This window comes from Paraburkholderia sp. BL10I2N1, assembly GCF_004361815.1.
GTDB lineage: Bacteria > Pseudomonadota > Gammaproteobacteria > Burkholderiales > Burkholderiaceae > Paraburkholderia.
Map to the genome: position 1 here is coordinate 457,981 of NZ_SNWA01000001.1, position 16,552 is coordinate 474,532.

Here is a 16,552-nt window from a genome sequence, read left to right on the forward strand (position 1 = left end):
TCCGCGGCGTAAGCCGTGTACCCACTGAGGATAAGTGTTATGTCAAGGCCGTCATTCACGATTTTATTACCGAGCCGGAACAGGCTCGAGTTGCTGAAACACGCAATCGATTCGGTAGTGGAGCAGTGCGAGGGAAATCTTGAAATTGTCGTTTCTGATAATGCGTCTGACGAGGATTATGAAGCCTATCTAAGGACGATTACTTCGGTTCCAATTCGTTATATCCGCGGGGATGCCCCGATTTCCGTCACGGCCAATTGGAATCGGGCACTTCAGGCTGCAACGGGCGACTACGTCGTCATGTTAGGGGATGACGATGCGTTGACTCCAGGCTTTATTCGGAAAATGACTGATGTCATTGAAGACTTTGGGCGTCCTGACGTCGTCTACTGTATGGCATATCACTATGCCTATCCGAATACCTTGCCGGGGCAGCAGGAAGGGTATTTTTATACTGTCAATAACAGCTCAGTTTTTGATATTTCCAACGAGCCGTTTTTGCTTGATACTGAACAGGCCAGACATCTTGCGCGGCAAGCGCTCCGATTCCGCCATTTGATAAGTTTTAATGCGCAGCATTTTGTCTGGCGGCGTGATTTCATGCAAAATAAGGCCGCTGGTTCAATGTTTTTCCAGTCGCCGTATCCCGATTTTTTTGCGTGTTTCATGACGTTCCTGACGGCAGACAAAATGGCGGTCGTGCCGTCTCCAGAAATTATCGTGGGCATTTCAAAACGATCTTTTGGTTATTTCCATGCAAATAAACAAGAGGACTTGGGATTCCGTGAATTTTTTGGTGAATCTACTTCAGATATCGAGCTTGCCGGCGGAGATGAGGATGTTCTCAAGGCTCTTCGCCATCCTGGTACAGGCCACTACAGAAACTGGCTGATCGCCGCGCTATACGTCAAGCGAAATTTGTCGCGATCTGTCGATTTACCTATCGACCTGCGTCGCTATCGTCGAATACAGATATTCGAGCTGGCCCAAAGTAGTGTCTATAACAAGACATCCGATCGTCACGTCTTTCGGAAACAGATGGCGGAATTTGAGCCTCGTGATCGGGAGTACGCTGAGAAACTGCTTTGGACGTTCACGATGCTTGATCGTGTCAAAACCTTGCAGCGGCCGATGGTCGTATATGGGATAGGGGAGTTGTTGAATATTCATCATCCGCCGAAAATATACCCGCACGACATTGGTGCTCATGAAAATATTATGGACGCTTATCGTTGGCTAGCAACAAGGTAAGCTAATTTATCTCTAGATTGCGGCGAACTAATTCTTCTGAATTTTAATGGGCGGCATGCATGGCGAAGCGGTTTTTAAAGAAATTCGGCTTGACAAACGTTTTTTGGAACCTGCACATCTTTTGGCGTTGGAGATTTTTCCTCAGTCGCTCGCGGGGCCACGCCGGTTCCGTGTTGTTGAGATATAAGCTCCGGGCAAAAGTGTTTGTGTATGCGGTCGTCGGTGGGCGTTCTGGTTTCAATTTATGCCCCTTGTTTAATTCCGAGTGGTATCTCTTGTCGAACCCCGATGTTGCCGATGGGGGTATCGAACCACTGGCGCATTTCCTTGCGTTTGGGGCAGGCGAAGGGCGGGATCCACATCCGCTGTTCGACAGCACCTGGTATCTGGAGAGGAATCCGGATGTGGCCGCAGCTGGGGTCAACCCGCTGGAGCACTACGTCATGCACGGGGCAGGCGAAGGGCGCGACCCCCATCCGCTGTTCGACAGCACCTGGTATCGGGAGCGGAATCCGGATGTGGTCGCAGCGGGGGTCAACCCGCTGGAGCACTACGTCATGCACGGGGCAGGCGAAGGGCGCGACCCCCATCCGCTGTTCGACAGCGCCTGGTATCGGGAGCGGAATCCGGATGTAGTCGCAGCGGGGGTCAACCCGCTGGAGCACTACGTAACGCACGGAGCAGGCGAAGGGCGGGCTCCGCATCCGCTGTTCGACAGCGCCTGGTATTTGGAGCAGAACCCGGATGTTGCCGCGGCTGGGGTCAATCCACTAGTCCACTACCTGCAAATAGGCGCATCCGAAAGACGCAATCCGAGCCATGACTTCGACACAAACTGGTACCTAGCACAAAATCCAGACGTGGCGGCAACGGGGATCAATCCGCTGGTGCATTACGTTCTCCATGGGATGTCCGAAGGGCGGCGTTCGGGGCCGAAAGCGCGCTTGCACGACTCGCTGGCGGGGGCAATTGCGCGATACGAAGAGCACGGTGCGGTGGCTGCAGAGACTATCCTGCGTTTGCGTCGTGATGGCCTCGGTAGCGTTCTCAACTTTCTCTTGCCGAACCAGCCGCTGAACGCGTTCGTCGACCCGCGTCGCAGTTCGACACCAACGTTGCACATCTTGCTACCCTCGCTCCAGGCACGTCATGCCACTGGCGGCCCAAACACCGCCTACATTTTGGGCTTGCAACTTGCACATGAGGGCATCCCCGTTGGATTCATTTCGACGGATGCACCGCTCGACGATGATCTGAATGTGATCAAGAGTCATGTCCGCGGACTGACCGGTCTTTGTCCGGACGACCTGGACATTGAGTTTCGCGATGGAAGCGATCGTACACAATCCTTGGCTATTGGTTTCAACGACGTTCTGATGGCGACGGCGTGGTGGACCGCGCAGGCTGCACAGCCGGTAACAAGCATGCTTCGCCGCAAGCGCATCTACTATCTCGTTCAAGACTACGAGACGCTTTTTTATGGCGCCAGCGAGAATTTTGCAGATGCCGAAGCCACTTACGATTTCGATCATCTGCCGGTCATTAATACCAGTTTTCTGCGCGATCATCTTGTTAGTCGATCTATTGGTCGCTATGCCAATTCAGATTTCGCCAGCCGGGCTATTGTGTTCGAGCCGGCGATCGATCAGTCGCGTTTTCATCCTCAGGATCGTGTCGCAGGCGCGCCTCGCCGCGTTCTCTTTTATGCACGGCCAACCGTCGCAAAGCGCAACCTTTTCGGACTCGGCGTTGCCGTCCTCCGTGCGGCCGTTGAGAAGGGTCTTTTTGGTAACGACGGCTGGGAATTTGTCGGGATGGGGGAGCAGTTCGAACCAATACCTCTTGGGCGAGGATACACATTGGCGCCCGCGCCCTGGCTAGGTTTCGACGCGTACGCCGAGCAGGTACGGAGCGCGGACATTATGCTGTCTTTGATGTTATCGCCCCACCCGAGCTATCCGCCACTCGAAATGGCAGCCTGTGGTGGAGTGGCCGTTACCACCGTGTTTGGAAGCAAGACGGCGACCCGTCTTGCCGAACTCTCGTCCAACGTGATTGGCGCAGATCCGAAAATTGGCGACATGCTCACGGCCCTCGCTCGTGCAAGGGCTATGAGTGACGATCGCGGCCGTCGACAGTCGGTGTCCCCCTTGCGGTTGCCTGGGACCTGGCGTGAAAGTCTATCGCCGGCTGTGGAAAGGCTGGTTATGGAATTGCGCCGTGACGGGATATCGCGACGTACTGCGCTGCCGCAGCTGGCGAGCGCCGTATCTGTCGTCCGCGCAGATCAGGAAATCGAGCACAGCCCTGTGTACTATCAGCGGCGCACGCGCGTACGTCACAAGCAATATGTCGAAGGAGAGACCAAAGGTCTGATCAGTCTGATTACGACCGTCTACGACACTGATCCTTCGTTCCTCACCGATGTTGCCCATACCGTTTTTGGTCAAGACACGACGCTCGATTTTGAATGGGTGGTTCTGGACAACGGATCGACGCGACACGACACACTCGAAGTTCTGGCCGAAATCGCTCGCGATCCTCGCGTGCGTCTTTCGCGTGTCAACAAAAACCTCGGCATTATTGGCGGAATGCGTTGGTGTCTGGAGTGCGCGCGCGGACGTTACATCGTTCCCGTCGACAGCGACGACCTCCTATTCCCGGATTGTATTCGCACGGTGTCCAGTTTTCTCGAGAAAGCCGGTTTTCCTGTGATCGCGTACACGGATGAGGATAAGACTGATGGGCTCAATCATCGAGATTCCTACTCAAAGCCGGACTGGGATCCCGTGCTGTTCATCCATTCGTGTTACATCGCCCATTTGACGGTCATCGATCGGCAGGCAGCACTCGCGCTGGACTGCTACTTGGATCCTGCTGTCGAGGGATGTCACGATTGGGATACGTTCATCCGGTTTCTCAACGCCGGCTATCGGCCCGTCCATATTCCGGAGGTCCTCTATTCGTGGCGTATGCATGACGCCTCGACATCAGGCAACTATCGAGCGAAGCCGTATATCTATGCGTCTCACAAGGTCGCGCTTGAACGCTTTCTGGCCGGGCGCGGTAAGCTTGACAGGTATGAGATCGTACCCTCACCGCTTTTCGATGGCACGCCTGACTACATGTTCAAGCTGAGAGGCAGTTCCATTGGCGGTCCGCGCAATATTGCGTCAAACAACGATGGTAACAGCGCTATAGAGATCAACCGGTCCTCGATCGAGACCATAACGCTGAGCCAAACCGTATCACGCGACTACCTGAAACACGCCCTGACCCAGCTTGATTCCAATGTGCGTTACGTGCATCTCCGGGACCAGTCCTGCCGCTTCGCGGATGGTTTTGTGGACGAGGCTCTGACGCATTTCGACCTGTTTCCGGATACCGTTCTCGCCGGCGGTCGAATTCATGATGGCGGCATTCTTCGCGAAAGTGGCTATGTCTTTGGTTACGGTGGAGCGATTGGTTGTCCCGATGCCGGTCAGCCGATGACTAACCCGGGGTATTTTGCGCAGACGTGGAAGCCGCGTTCGGTGGCTGCCGTGTCAGCGCGTCATTGTATTGTGGCCAAAGAGTTCTTGATTGAAAGTACGGCGCAATTGCCCCGCGAACTCGGCGTAGCGATGCTCGGTCCCTGGCTCGGCGCTCTTGCGCGTATTAAGGGGCAGCGCGTGATTTATACACCCCTGATCACGGCACGACTGAGGGAGGGTGACGACGTAGCGGCGTCGCGTGAAGATCTGGCTGCGTATACCGCGACGTTTGGCAGTCTGATGCGAGATCCGGTGGGCTATGCTCGTCATTTGGACCGCTCGGGGCAGCGTCCCTATCAGCCTGAGGAGACCGATGCGCCGCTGATTCGGTTACCGTACGAGAAATATCTCGGTCGGCGTATCGAACAGCGCTTCACGAAACTGACCGCACGATTGACGGGAGGCGGCCCGACGATCTCGGTGCTGACGACTGTATATGAACGCACCGATACGCAACTGTTTTGTTTGACCGCGGAGGCGATGCGATCACAACTGCATCCGGCATCAGAATGGATTGTCCTTGCGCACGGGCCTATTTCCAGCGATCTCGACGACGTGCTTACCGCCTATGAGGCGGAGGGTTTGCTCCGCATATTGCGGCACGATGTCAATCTCGGCATTCACGGCGGCTTACACTATTGCCTTGAGCAGGCGACGGGTGATTTCGCGCTATCGCTTGATGCCGATGATCTGCTGACACCCGACGCTCTGGCCGTGCTTGCGATGTCTGCGAAAGACAATCCGGATAGGCAAATCTTCTACTCGGATGAGGATCTGCTGATCGAAGGGACCTACCGTCACCCATTTTATCGACCGGACTACGACCCGGTGCTGCTCGCTGCCCATTCGTATGTATGGCACACGATACTTTTCCGGCGCCAGTTGGGTCTTGCGTTGGGCGCATTCACATCGGGCGAAGCTGAATTCGCGCAAGATTGGGACCTTCTCGTCCGTTTCACGAGGGCTGGCCACCAGCCCCTGCACGTTCCCGAGGTTCTTTATCATTGGCGACAACATGCACGCTCGCTGTCAAACAGCGGCAGTGCATTTTCTGGAAGCTCGATGTCTGTCCGGGCAGTGCTTCGTGACATCGGGCGGCAGCATCGTGCAGACCTCTATGAGATCGCTCCATATCCGTTCGATCTCGGCATTCCGGACTACTATCTTAGGCGTTTGCGAAAGGAGCCTCCTGCGATCGTTTTCGTATCGATGGGGCTGGACGCCGGCGGGCCCTCGGATTTCCCATTCAGCGGCCGCATCGCTGTGCCCGCGTTAAGGGGAAGGCAGGGAATTTCAGCATTGCTTGACGTTCTGGAACATTCCGAAAGTGAATTTGCGATGCTGGTTGGCCCGGCAACGCTGGCGATTGAAACTCAGTCGATCTGGGACGCGATAAAGCATTTTGAACTTGTGCCGGACGTCGTCGCGGTTGGGGGGCCGCTCGTCGACTCGTCGGGAATGATTTTGCGCGGCGCCTTGTTTCTTTACGACAACGCGACGCTGATCGACGCGACCGCGGGTCGTGCGATGAGCGATCCATGCGCGGGTTCGTTGGGGCTGAAGCCACATTGCGTGAACGGCTTATCGCCCGATCTTCTGATTGCACGTCGCGATTTTCTGGTCGCCGCTTTGAAAGCCGCTCCAGAGGGGTTGGCGATGAGGAGCCTCGGAGCATGGCTGGGTGCCTTCGCTGCGCGAGTTGATCGACCCATGGTCTACGAGCCGCTTTTGCGAGGCTTCGTGAAGAACGAGATTGATTTGGTCGGGGATGGGGTGAGCGGCTTGCAGACAAGCTGGACCCACCTCATTACCCCTCTCGTATCCGGTAACGTGCCGACTCGAGGTCTCGCGGGGTTTATTCGTCACGCCGACCTTCACGAATAGCACTTGGGCTGTCGATCAGTTCCCTAGTACGACTGTGTTAACAAATTATTCGGTTTTCCGGCCGCAGCACGGGCACAGCTCAAGGCGCGCAAGTAGCGCGGCCGCAAGCTCCAATCGCAAAGTCGTAATGGAATCTGGCACGTGTCGCTGCTTACGCAGGGGCGCCCCGGGGCCGGAAGCCTTCGGGTAAGGAAGACACTTCGCGGGGTAACCGATGGGCTGGAGTTTTTTTTTGAACCACCAGGCGTTCAGTGACAAGAAAGCCATAAGCCGCTATGCACAGCGTCGCGTGGTGATGAAAGCCGCGCCAGCTGCGTCCCTCGAAATGCCCCAGGCCGAGCTCCTGCTTGAGCTCCTGATAATCGCGCTCAATACGCCAGCGCAGTTTTGCCAGTCTCACGAGTTCCTTGATCGGCGTGTCAGCCGGCAACGTGCTGAGGAAGTATTTGGTCGGCTCGAGCTCTTCCTTGGGCCACTCGACGAGCAACCATTGCTCTTCGCAGGCCTCGCCTGTCCGCGCTGCGCGGGAAGCACAGCGCACCCGTATGGCCGCAAAGCGCGACGACAAGGCGGCGTTGGTGCCTTCTCGCCATGTGACGGTGCGAAAGCGCCGCGATGGCAACTGCATGGCCAGCGCCTTTGCCTGCAGCGGCGCCTGAGCTTGCGTCTGCAGGCTGACCGCGCCCGTCACCCCGACCACATAGGTGAAGCCCATCTGCGTGAGCTGCTCGCGGAACTCGGTGTTCACACCATAACCGGCATCGGCGATTACCAGTTCGGGCAACGATTCCACCGCTGCGAGGTTCTCAAGCAATTGCAGCGCCAGCATCGGCTTGGTGACGAACTCAAGCGCCTCGGGCACTTTCGCCGCTTTGCATCGGTCCGCGTCATCCGCCCAGCTTTGCGGCAAGTACAGCTGATAGCGGACCGGCAGGCTGAAGTTCTCGTTGGCGAGCGAGACGCTGACGGCCACCTGGCAGTTGTCCTGCTTGCCCAGCTGGCCGCAGTATTGCCGGGCGACCCCGACCGAGTGCTTGCCCTTCTTCGGATGGCCGGTGTCGTCAATGAGCAGCGCCTCAGGCGAACCCGCGCGCCGGCGAACTCGCTCAAGTACGTAACCGCGCACCGAATCCAGTACCGCCTGATCCGACCATGGTGCATCGGCCACGAAGTGATGCAGACTCTGGTGTTGCGAACACACCCGGTCCGGCGACAGATGCGCCGCCATGGGCTCGACGCTCTTGCGCTTGACCGGCAGCATCAACCCCGTGCAGTAGCCACGAAACGGCTCGACACGATCAGCGTGTCCAAGCGACTGGGCCATCAGAGACACGTATTCTTCGAACCGCTTCGTAGAGAGTTCCATCGCACTCCTCATAAAGTACTTGAAGACACGCGAATAATATCGTATTTTTTAACACAGTCGTACTAGCCGGTCGCCGGCCGACAGAGATGGCGACCGGATTTCCACTGACGTGCAATAGCGCGTTGGTTGCCTTTCCACAAAGAGCGGCAGCGTCACGGCGTCCGACGCCTCGCTCGCGCCGGAGCGCCCGTAACGCTGTGGCGAGATCGCGATATCGTCGTATAGCGGCACAAGCGGTCCTCCGGAGTTCGACAGTTTCCCTGCCAAAAACGCTGTTTTGGGGAGCCACACGGCGTAACGGCGCGGGTTTCAGCCGGGTGCTGAAAAAAGCTTTGTGGTGGCACGTCAAAGCGCTTTTCCACCAATGTTGACGTCGGTAGTTGGTGTGGTAACGTGGAGGCATGCACGTGAAGATCACCGCCTCCGGAAGCCGTCGCCACGTCCAGCTCGTCGAGTCCTATCGGGACGATGCTGGACGGGTGAAAAAGCGCACTGTGGCCACGTTGGGCCGGCTTGATCAGCTCGATGGCGGCCTTGATTCGGTGATCAACGGGCTGCTCAAGGCGACAGGCCGTGGTCTTCTGCCAGAGGCGCCAGCGGCGCCGGCAGTGAGCTTCGAGTCGGCACGTGCACTCGGCGATGTCTGGACGCTGACCGAACTTTGGAAATCGCTCGGCTTTAGCGAGTTGAGGCGTGTGTTCCGCCGCACGCGGCACACGATCGATGTGGAGACGCTGGTGCGGATCATGGTCTTCAACCGGCTGTGTGATCCGGATTCGAAGCTCGGTGTGCTGCGCTGGCTGGAGACCGTGGCCTTGCCGGAGGTCGATGTCAAGACGGTCACGCACCAGCACCTGCTGCGCAGCATGGACGCGCTGATTGATCAGCAGGAGGCGGTTGATCGGGTGGTCGCGGGCTTGCTGCGGCCGATGATCGACCAGGACCTGTCGGTGGTGTTCCCCCCGCGTCAGAATACTTGTCGTGTTCTCTGATTCTTATAGACATGGTCCGGGGGCGGTAAAATCAGGGTGAATGAAAGCCTACTCAGCAGAAAGAAAAGAAGCGCTGGTGCGTCGCATGATGCCGCCGGAGAACGTGCCGGTTTCGGTGCTGGCCAGGGAAACGGGGATCCCCGACTCGATGTTCAACAAACCGGAGTATCCATGCATGATCCAGGCTCCCGAAGAAGTTCTTCAAATCCGCCTCCAGCACCCAGCTGACTTTGCCACCGGCAATCACTTCATTAAGGGTTGCCAATGCCTTGTGGGCACTCCGCTCCGGTCGTCCGCCAAATGAACACGGCAGAAAGTCCTGTTCATAGATGGCGGACAGAACCTCGGCGGCGCTTCGCTGGAGCGCCCGATCAGCGACAGTCGGCACACCCAACGGGCGCATCTCCTGTTTGCCGGGCTTGGGGATATACACGCGCCGGATAGTGGGCGCCTGATATCCCCGGCGGTGGACAGATTGAAGCATCGGCTCAATCCAGCCATCAAAGCTCTCCTTCGCCTCCGCTACCGTCTGGCCATCCACCCCTGCGGCCGAGTGGCTCGGAATCTTCCACAGATTCGCCCACACCCGATCCTGCGTGATGTAATGGGCCAGCGAGGTAAATCGAAGGGCCGGTTCGCACCGAGCTTTCGCTGCTATTCGTTCGAGTCCCGTTTCCATGGCCGGTGATTCTTCTCTTTGCATAAAAGACCTTACGTCCTTTGTATGGAGTCCATGTTGCCCACGAACGATTCAACTTCTGCTGGCCGCTTCCCCATGTAGCCGGTTCTCCCGACCTCGGAGTACTATCAGCCAGTCTGACTTCCGTCAGGCCATCAGGCCGTTCTGCCTTCTCGGCTCGTCTGGCCTTACAAGCAAACATCGCTTGAACCTGACGGATCTCTAACGTGCTTTTCTACCGCACGTCCGAGAAGCTCGTGGTCGATGGTGTCAAAGAAGGACTTCAAATCAATGTCGACTACCCAGTCGTAGCGCCAACAGTTCCTTCTCGCTTGCGCCACGGCTTGCTTCGCCGATTTGTTGGGACGATACTCGCACCGCTCGTCAAGTCCTTGATTGGAGCGCAATGATGCCCACGGCGATCGCACCGCGTTATACTTGCCATCTCCTATCGAAACCCAAGGTCCATATGTCGGCCATTCCCCTTCTACGGGCTTTGAAAGGCAAAATCGCGCCCAAACTGGTTCTCAATCGAGCCCCTCTTGATGAGAAGATCGCCTCTCTTACAATTGAAAGGGATGGTTTGCTGGTTCAGCGCGATGCCTTGTTGTCCGCGATAGAGGTGCGGGCTCAAGAAAATGGCGCAGCCAGCCCAGCGAATGCGCCGGCAATGACCCATGAATTCATGGGCTACCAAATCCCCATTGATCTCATGTTGCTGACAGGCGGCGGCCCGGAGAGCTTCGACATTATTTCAGCCAGCCATACGGCCAATCTTCAGCGTTGGATAGGGCTTGAGCCCGACCATACACTTCTGGAGGTTGGATGTGGAATTGGTCGGGATGCAATTCCGCTTACGCAGATCCTCCGAAACGGCCGATACATCGGCATCGACATCATCGGGAAATCAATCGAGTGGTGTCAAAAAAACATCGCCGCGCGCCACAGTAATTTCGAGTTCCATCACTTCAACGTCGAAGATCAGCTTCATAACAGTCAGGGCACGACAAAGACAGCGGACATCACGCTTCCAGCAGAGAATAATTCAATCGACCGGATCATCCTCTTTTCCGTCTTCACCCACATGTTTCAAGCGGACATCGAACACTATCTTGGTGAGTTCAGGCGCGTTCTAAAACCAGATGGCATGGTATATGCCACCACCTTCATCTTCAATGACGAAATTCTTCATTCCGCGCGCGCAACCAATCTCACGCCGTTTGATCTCCGCTTTGAATATGAGGCAACACCAGGTTGCAGGATTAATGATCCTGTTCATCCGTTAGGGGCCGTCGCATATACCAAAGAGACATGGGATGTAATGTCCCGGAGGAGCGGACTCCGCTACGCCAAACCTTTCTTGAAGGGGGCTTGGTCGGGGTTCTATCCTGATCCGCAAGATGGGCAGGATGTCGTGATACTCACCCCCGACTCGCATCTATAGACCCTCCGGGGGGCTCGGTGATTTTGGCGAAGGCAACGCATTTCCGGAGGACGACCCTCGCCTAGGGCTTGTACATGCCGATCTCTGCGACCGATTCGGATGGCCAAGCGGATCGCCCACGGTCAATTAGTCGAGCCTGAACAATCCGGTGAGCCTTGTATGGCGTGGCTTTGGTGCCGAAACGGTGTTGTGGGAATTGCAGGGACCTGGCATATTGATGCGTGAATCCTGCAAATCCTGACGAGGTGCAGATGGGTCCGAAGACGCCTGTGACGGAACAAGATTTCTTCCGGCATCCGCTGCGAGAACAGATCAACCGGAAGCATCCGCTGGTGCGCCTGACTGACCTGATCAACTGGGAGCGGCTGGACGCGTCGATGAGTGAGAGCTTCGTATCGGGCAAAGGCCGACCGGCGAGTTCGCCGCGTCTGATTGCGGGGCTGCTGTATTTGCAGCACACGTTCGATCTGTCCGACGAAGAGGTCGTCTGGCAATGGGTGGAGAACCCTTATTGGCAGGTGTTCACCGGCGAAACGTATTTGCAGACCGAACCGCCGATCGACCCGTCGAGCCTGACGCGCTGGCGCAAGCGACTGGGCGAAGCCGGCGTTGAAGAGTTGCTGGCCGAGACGATCGAAGCGGCCAAACGTGCCGGCGTAATCAAGGCCTCGAGCGTGAAGCGCGTGATTGTAGACACGACCGTCATGGAGAAGGCGATCGCCCATCCAACTGATTCGCGATTGCTCGAACGGTGTCGCGAACATCTGGTGAAGGCCGCGGCACGGCACGGCCTGAAACTGCGGCAGAACTACAACCGCGAGGCGCCGCGTCTGGGGCTGCAGGTTGGCCGCTACGCGCACGCAAAGCAATACAAGCGCATGAGGAAGGCACTGCGTACGCTGCGTTCGCGCGTTGGACGGGTGATGCGCGATGTGGAGCGACAGGTCGCCCAGGTGGCAGACTCAGGCCGTGTGGCCCTGCTGGAGCTGATTGGCCGCACGAAGCGCATCCTGGCGCAGAAGCCGAAGGACAAGAACAAGCTTTATGCGTTGCATGCGCCGGAAGTCGAGTGTCTGGCCAAAGGCAAGGCGCGTACGCCGTACGAATTCGGCGTGAAAGTGTCGATCACGACGACCCACAAGGAAGGACTGGTAGTTGGGATGCGCTCGATGCCGGGCAATCCGTACGACGGTCATACGCTGGCTGAAGCGCTGGAACAGGCGGCAATCCTGAGCGACGCCACGCCGGAAGTCGCCATCGTCGACCGTGGATACAAGGGTGTCGAAGTCGACGGCGTGAAGATCTACCACCTGGGCTTGCGGCGGGGCATCACACGCGGGCTACGCGTGATGATCAGACGGCGAAGCGCAATCGAGCCAGCTATCGGCCACATGAAAACAGACGGAAAACTCGATCGGAACTGGCTCAAAGGCGCGCTCGGCGATGCGATGCACGCGGTGCTGTGCGGCGCCGGCCACAACCTCCGGATGATCCTGAGGAAGCTGCGGCTTCTTTGCGTCTTCGTTCTCGCCGCTCTGATCAACCGTGGGATTGCCGCCGACGTGACGGTGTGATGCCGGCGGAACGAGAAACGAATTGTTCAGGGCCGACCAAAGTGAATCACCACGTTCGTAGAACGTGGTTTCGCATTAAGCCCCCCATAGGGGGGCACACCTAGCGGCCCTTCTGAGAAGGTCCTCTACCCGGTTCCAACTGAAGCTGCTCTTGATGCATCTCTTCTTTCTCCTGGAACCGAACGTACTTTTGAATCATCTCGCTGTTCAAGCCGACCGAATCTACGCAGTAACCCTTTGCCCAGAAATGATTGCCCCAATAAGGTTTCTTCTTCAAATATGGAAAGGCCGTAAAAATTCGTATGGCGGTACGTCCTTTCAGGACGCCCATCAATCCGGATACCGACAGCTTCGGCGGAATGCTCACCAAAAGGTGCACGTGGTCCGGCTGAACATTGAGTTCCACAACCTCGCAGCCCAGTTGCTGGCTGAACACCATCACGCATTTGTAGACCTCTTTGCCGACCGGACCTTGCAGCACACGGAACCGATACTTCGGCACCCACACCAGGGCAATCGCATGAAAAATTGTTTACCCACAATGGGTTACGAATGGGGGTTGTAAACTGCTGCGAAGACGCGTTAACTCTTGGTTTTGCCAAGTGCCGGGAGTGGTGTGGACGACGAATACGAGCCGTTGAGTTTGCAAGATGCGTTTGGGGACCTGAAGGACCCGCGTGTACGCACCCCGGAGCATGATCTGACGGAAATGCTGGTGGTTGCACTGGCGGCGATCCTGTCAGGTGCCGACGGCTGGGTGGGGATCGCTTTGTGGGGGCAAGGACAACTGGAGTGGCTGCGCCGGTACTTGCCGCTGCATAACGGGATTGCCTCGCATGACACGTTCGGGCGCGTATTCGCGGCGCTTGATGCGCGGCAGTTCGAGGCGTGCTTTGTGCGATGGGTAAGCGGTATCTGTCCTGCCGTCGCGGGCCAGGTGATGGCAATTGACGGCAAGACGGTACGGCGCTCGCACGGCATGGGGCGTAGCGCGATCCATCTGGTATCGGCCTATTGCGGCGCGTTGGGGGCGACCTTGGGTCAGGTCAGGACTGCCGACAAAAGCAACGAGATCACCGCGATCCCGGCATTGCTGGATGCCTTGCTGCTCAAGGGTGCGATCGTGACGATTGACGCGATGGGTTGCCAGCGGGAGATCGCGGCGAAGATCGTGGCTGGAGGTGCCGACTATGTGCTTGCGGTCAAAGGCAATCAGCCTGCCTTGCATGAAGCAATCGTGCAGCTGTTCGATGCACAGCGCACACAGTCTTTGCGCAGCATGCGCTTCGCTGAGCACTGTCAGACAGGCAAGAAAGTGCACGGAAGAATCGAGACGCGCCGGTGCGTTGCGACCGACATGATTGACTGGCTGGATGAGGACGGCAAATGGGCCGGCCTGCGTTCGGTGGCGATGGTTGAGGCCACCCGCGAGATCGACGGCCGCGTTTCGCTGGAGCGGCGGTACTACATCAACAGCCTGCCCGCTGACCCGAAACGGATCAACGAGGCGGTGCGCGCTCACTGGGCCATCGAAAACAGCATGCATTGGGTGCTCGATGTCGCGTTTGGCGAGGATCAATGCCGCGCCCGGGTGGACAATGCAGCACAAAACTTCGCGATCCTGCGCCGCATCGTGTCGAATCTCCTGCGCGCTGACAAAGCCACCAAGGTCGGCATAAAGAACAAGCGGCTCAAGGCCGGATTCGATGAACACTATCGGGCTCGAGTGCTTGGAATGCAGCTCTCTTGATGCGATTGCCCTGCACCCACACAATGTGGTATTGACAATGCCATATGACATGCGATGCTCTCTTGAACCTGCTCATGCTTGTTTTCCTTTTTATGCGTTGTGGGGACAACACACAGAAAGGTACCTGCATGGGCAGGTGCTCTAACAGGCAGAGCCAGTTAGGCGATGACCACGCCCATAGGGCGTGGATTTCGATTTGTCATTAAAGTGGACCCCTCTGTCTTGACGCACGGGTCCACTTTAAAATGTGAAAGTGATGGCAAGACAGGTTGGACCGCAGGAACGCAAACCTGACGTTTACTCGGCACTTCAAGTGCGCACGAGAGATGAGGACGTTCCTGGCGAATTCCATCAGGGCCCGTAGGCTTGGCCTGCAAGACGAGGCCGGATATAAGGCTGCAACCAATTCCCTGTCGAGCAGCACACGAACATTACCTTGCAAGCCGGGACGCGTTCATATAAGTAAACGCGATCCGCCGCCAGTTTACAAGCGCTGCCCCATGTCATTGAAAGTAAACACGTTTTTTTCGCGACAGGAACTTGCCGGTCAAGATGTGTATAAGGAGATGCCTTCAGGGCTGTATTTGCAGAACCGAATTTAACATGAACCGCCTCCGATTTTTCTGGACACGAATTTGGGGTAAAACCTGTGTCTGGAAATGGAGTTGAAGATGCTGAATAAGTCGAAAGTTGCAGAGGTTGTGCCGGGGGCGGTGGAAGGAGCGCGTAGCGCGACTGGAAGCGCCCCCCGGTGCGGCCGCCGAACTGAAGCGGTGGTCGGCCAACCGGAAGAAGGAAGTGGTGCTGCGCCTGTTGCGCGGCGAGCCGGTGGATGCCGTATCGCGCGACGTGTCGGTGCCGATATACCGGCTCGAGGAATGGCGCGACCGTGCCCTGGCCGGTATGGATGCCGGCCTGAAGGAGCGCGAGAACGATCCACTGGAGGCAAAGCTCGGCGACGCCACGCGACGTATTGGCGAGCTGGTCATGGAAGTCGAGCTCCTGCGCAAGGAAAGGCAGGCCCGAGGCCCTTTAGCCAACCGGAGATCGTCGAAATGAGCGGCGAGATCTCCGCTGGTACCGGCAAGCCCTATGGCCTGGAACGGGTCTGCCGGGTGCTCGAATTGCCGCGTTCGACGATCTATGCGCGCAAGGCGCGTGAGCTGACCAACGTGGTGCCGCTCGTCGCGCAGCGGCGTGGCCCGAAGCCGAAGATGCCGGACGCTGACCTGCTGGCCGCTATCCGTGCTGATCTGGCCGCCTCGCCGATTAACGGCGAGGGACACCGCAAGGTCTGGGCGCGGCTGCGGTTCCAGCGCGACATCCGCGTCGCCCGCACCCGCGCGAGCTGCGTCTGATGCGGGAGCATGCCTTGCTGTCGCCGCATCGTCGGCCTCAGGGCAAGCCAGCTCTGCACGACGGCTCGATCACCACGGACCGCCCGAACGAGATGTGGGGCACTGACGGCGTGCGCGTCGAGACGGTGGACGACGGTTGGGTCTGGGTGTTCTCGGCGGTTGATCATTGCGATGCCTGCTGCGTCGGCATCCATGCAGTCAAGACCGGCAACCGCTTCGCGGCCTTGCAGCCGATCGCACAGGGTCTGCTGAGCGAGTTCGGCGGTACGGGTGCAGATGCTGGCCGGGGGCTGACCTTGCGTATGGATCACGGCTCGCAATACACGGCCGACGACTTCCTGAACCAGGTCAGGTTCTGGGGTGTCACACCGAGCTTCGCTTTCGTCGCCGAGCCGCAGACGAATGGTGTTGCCGAGCGCTTCAACCGCACGCTGAAGGAGCAGGCCATTCACGGTCGCGTCTTCAGTAATCTGGAGCAAGTCCGGGCCGCGGTCGTCGAGTTCAAGGATCGTTACAATCGCCATTCGCGTCTCGAAAAACTGGGCTTCATATCACCCTACGAAGCTCGTCAGGCAGCCACCATGAAAGAGGCTGCCTGAGTTGCAAAACCGTGTCCAGGAAATGCGAGCCGGTACACTTCGACGGTTCGCGTAACTGTGAGGTATCGCGCTGGTGAGTCGCGCACACCACAGGCCCGATGATGTTCGGATGGCCTCGTTTG

Annotated in this window: 10 protein-coding genes and 2 pseudogenes; 9 read left to right on the top strand and 3 right to left on the bottom strand. The window is 57.6% G+C overall.

Annotated features, from left to right (window positions below):
• Window positions 1-39 precede the first annotated feature (39 nt).
• Window positions 40-1,251: a glycosyltransferase family 2 protein gene (locus B0G77_RS02180; protein WP_133660649.1), complete on the top strand. Its 1,212-nt coding sequence runs from the start codon at window positions 40-42 to the stop codon at window positions 1,249-1,251.
• Between the two features lie 59 nt (window positions 1,252-1,310).
• Window positions 1,311-6,668, top strand: coding sequence for a glycosyltransferase (locus B0G77_RS02185; protein WP_133660650.1), 5,358 nt, complete (start codon window positions 1,311-1,313; stop codon window positions 6,666-6,668).
• Window positions 6,669-6,819: 151 nt separating this feature from the next.
• On the opposite strand, the gene B0G77_RS02190 is transcribed toward B0G77_RS02185, so the two are convergent.
• Window positions 6,820-8,034 (bottom strand): IS701 family transposase, encoded by a 1,215-nt coding sequence (locus B0G77_RS02190; RefSeq protein WP_133660651.1) that lies wholly within the window; start codon window positions 8,032-8,034, stop codon window positions 6,820-6,822.
• 401 nt (window positions 8,035-8,435) lie between these two features.
• Between B0G77_RS02190 and B0G77_RS02195 the strand changes: the two are divergent.
• A pseudogene (locus tag B0G77_RS02195) lies at window positions 8,436-8,993 on the top strand (IS1634 family transposase); the annotation flags it as partial.
• A 190-nt stretch (window positions 8,994-9,183) separates the two neighbouring features.
• On the opposite strand, the pseudogene B0G77_RS45485 reads toward B0G77_RS02195, so the two are convergent.
• A pseudogene (locus B0G77_RS45485) lies at window positions 9,184-9,729 on the bottom strand (reverse transcriptase domain-containing protein); the annotation flags it as partial.
• A 385-nt stretch (window positions 9,730-10,114) separates the two neighbouring features.
• On the opposite strand from B0G77_RS45485, the gene B0G77_RS02210 reads away from it, so the two are divergent.
• Window positions 10,115-11,149 carry a class I SAM-dependent methyltransferase gene (locus tag B0G77_RS02210; protein ID WP_166656105.1) on the top strand — a complete coding sequence of 345 codons (1,035 nt, stop codon included), beginning with the start codon at window positions 10,115-10,117 and terminating at the stop codon, window positions 11,147-11,149.
• Window positions 11,150-11,400: 251 nt separating this feature from the next.
• Window positions 11,401-12,723 carry an IS5 family transposase gene (locus B0G77_RS02215; RefSeq protein WP_133660654.1) on the top strand — a complete coding sequence of 441 codons (1,323 nt, stop codon included), beginning with the start codon at window positions 11,401-11,403 and terminating at the stop codon, window positions 12,721-12,723.
• Window positions 12,724-12,823: 100 nt separating this feature from the next.
• Here the strand turns inward: B0G77_RS02215 and tnpA are convergent, their stop codons facing one another.
• Window positions 12,824-13,252 carry an IS200/IS605 family transposase gene (gene tnpA / locus B0G77_RS02220; protein ID WP_133660655.1) on the bottom strand — a complete coding sequence of 143 codons (429 nt, stop codon included), beginning with the start codon at window positions 13,250-13,252 and terminating at the stop codon, window positions 12,824-12,826.
• A gap of 87 nt (window positions 13,253-13,339) precedes the next feature.
• Between tnpA and B0G77_RS02225 the strand changes: the two genes are divergently transcribed.
• The 4 genes from B0G77_RS02225 to B0G77_RS43780 all read left to right on the top strand — a co-directional run bounded on the left by B0G77_RS02225 (window position 13,340) and on the right by B0G77_RS43780 (window position 16,430).
• Window positions 13,340-14,473, top strand: coding sequence for an ISAs1 family transposase (locus tag B0G77_RS02225; protein ID WP_133660656.1), 1,134 nt, complete (start codon window positions 13,340-13,342; stop codon window positions 14,471-14,473).
• Window positions 14,474-15,163: 690 nt separating this feature from the next.
• Window positions 15,164-15,532 (top strand): hypothetical protein, encoded by a 369-nt coding sequence (locus B0G77_RS02230; protein WP_208116384.1) that lies wholly within the window; start codon window positions 15,164-15,166, stop codon window positions 15,530-15,532.
• A complete protein-coding gene (locus B0G77_RS43775; protein WP_208116385.1) occupies window positions 15,529-15,831 on the top strand; it encodes a hypothetical protein in 303 nt (100 codons plus the stop codon). The genes B0G77_RS02230 and B0G77_RS43775 overlap by 4 nt, the downstream gene beginning before the upstream one ends.
• 14 nt (window positions 15,832-15,845) lie before the next feature.
• Complete coding sequence (locus B0G77_RS43780) at window positions 15,846-16,430, top strand: integrase core domain-containing protein (protein ID WP_208116386.1); 585 nt, start codon at window positions 15,846-15,848, stop codon at window positions 16,428-16,430.
• The last annotated feature ends 122 nt before the right edge of the window (window positions 16,431-16,552 follow it).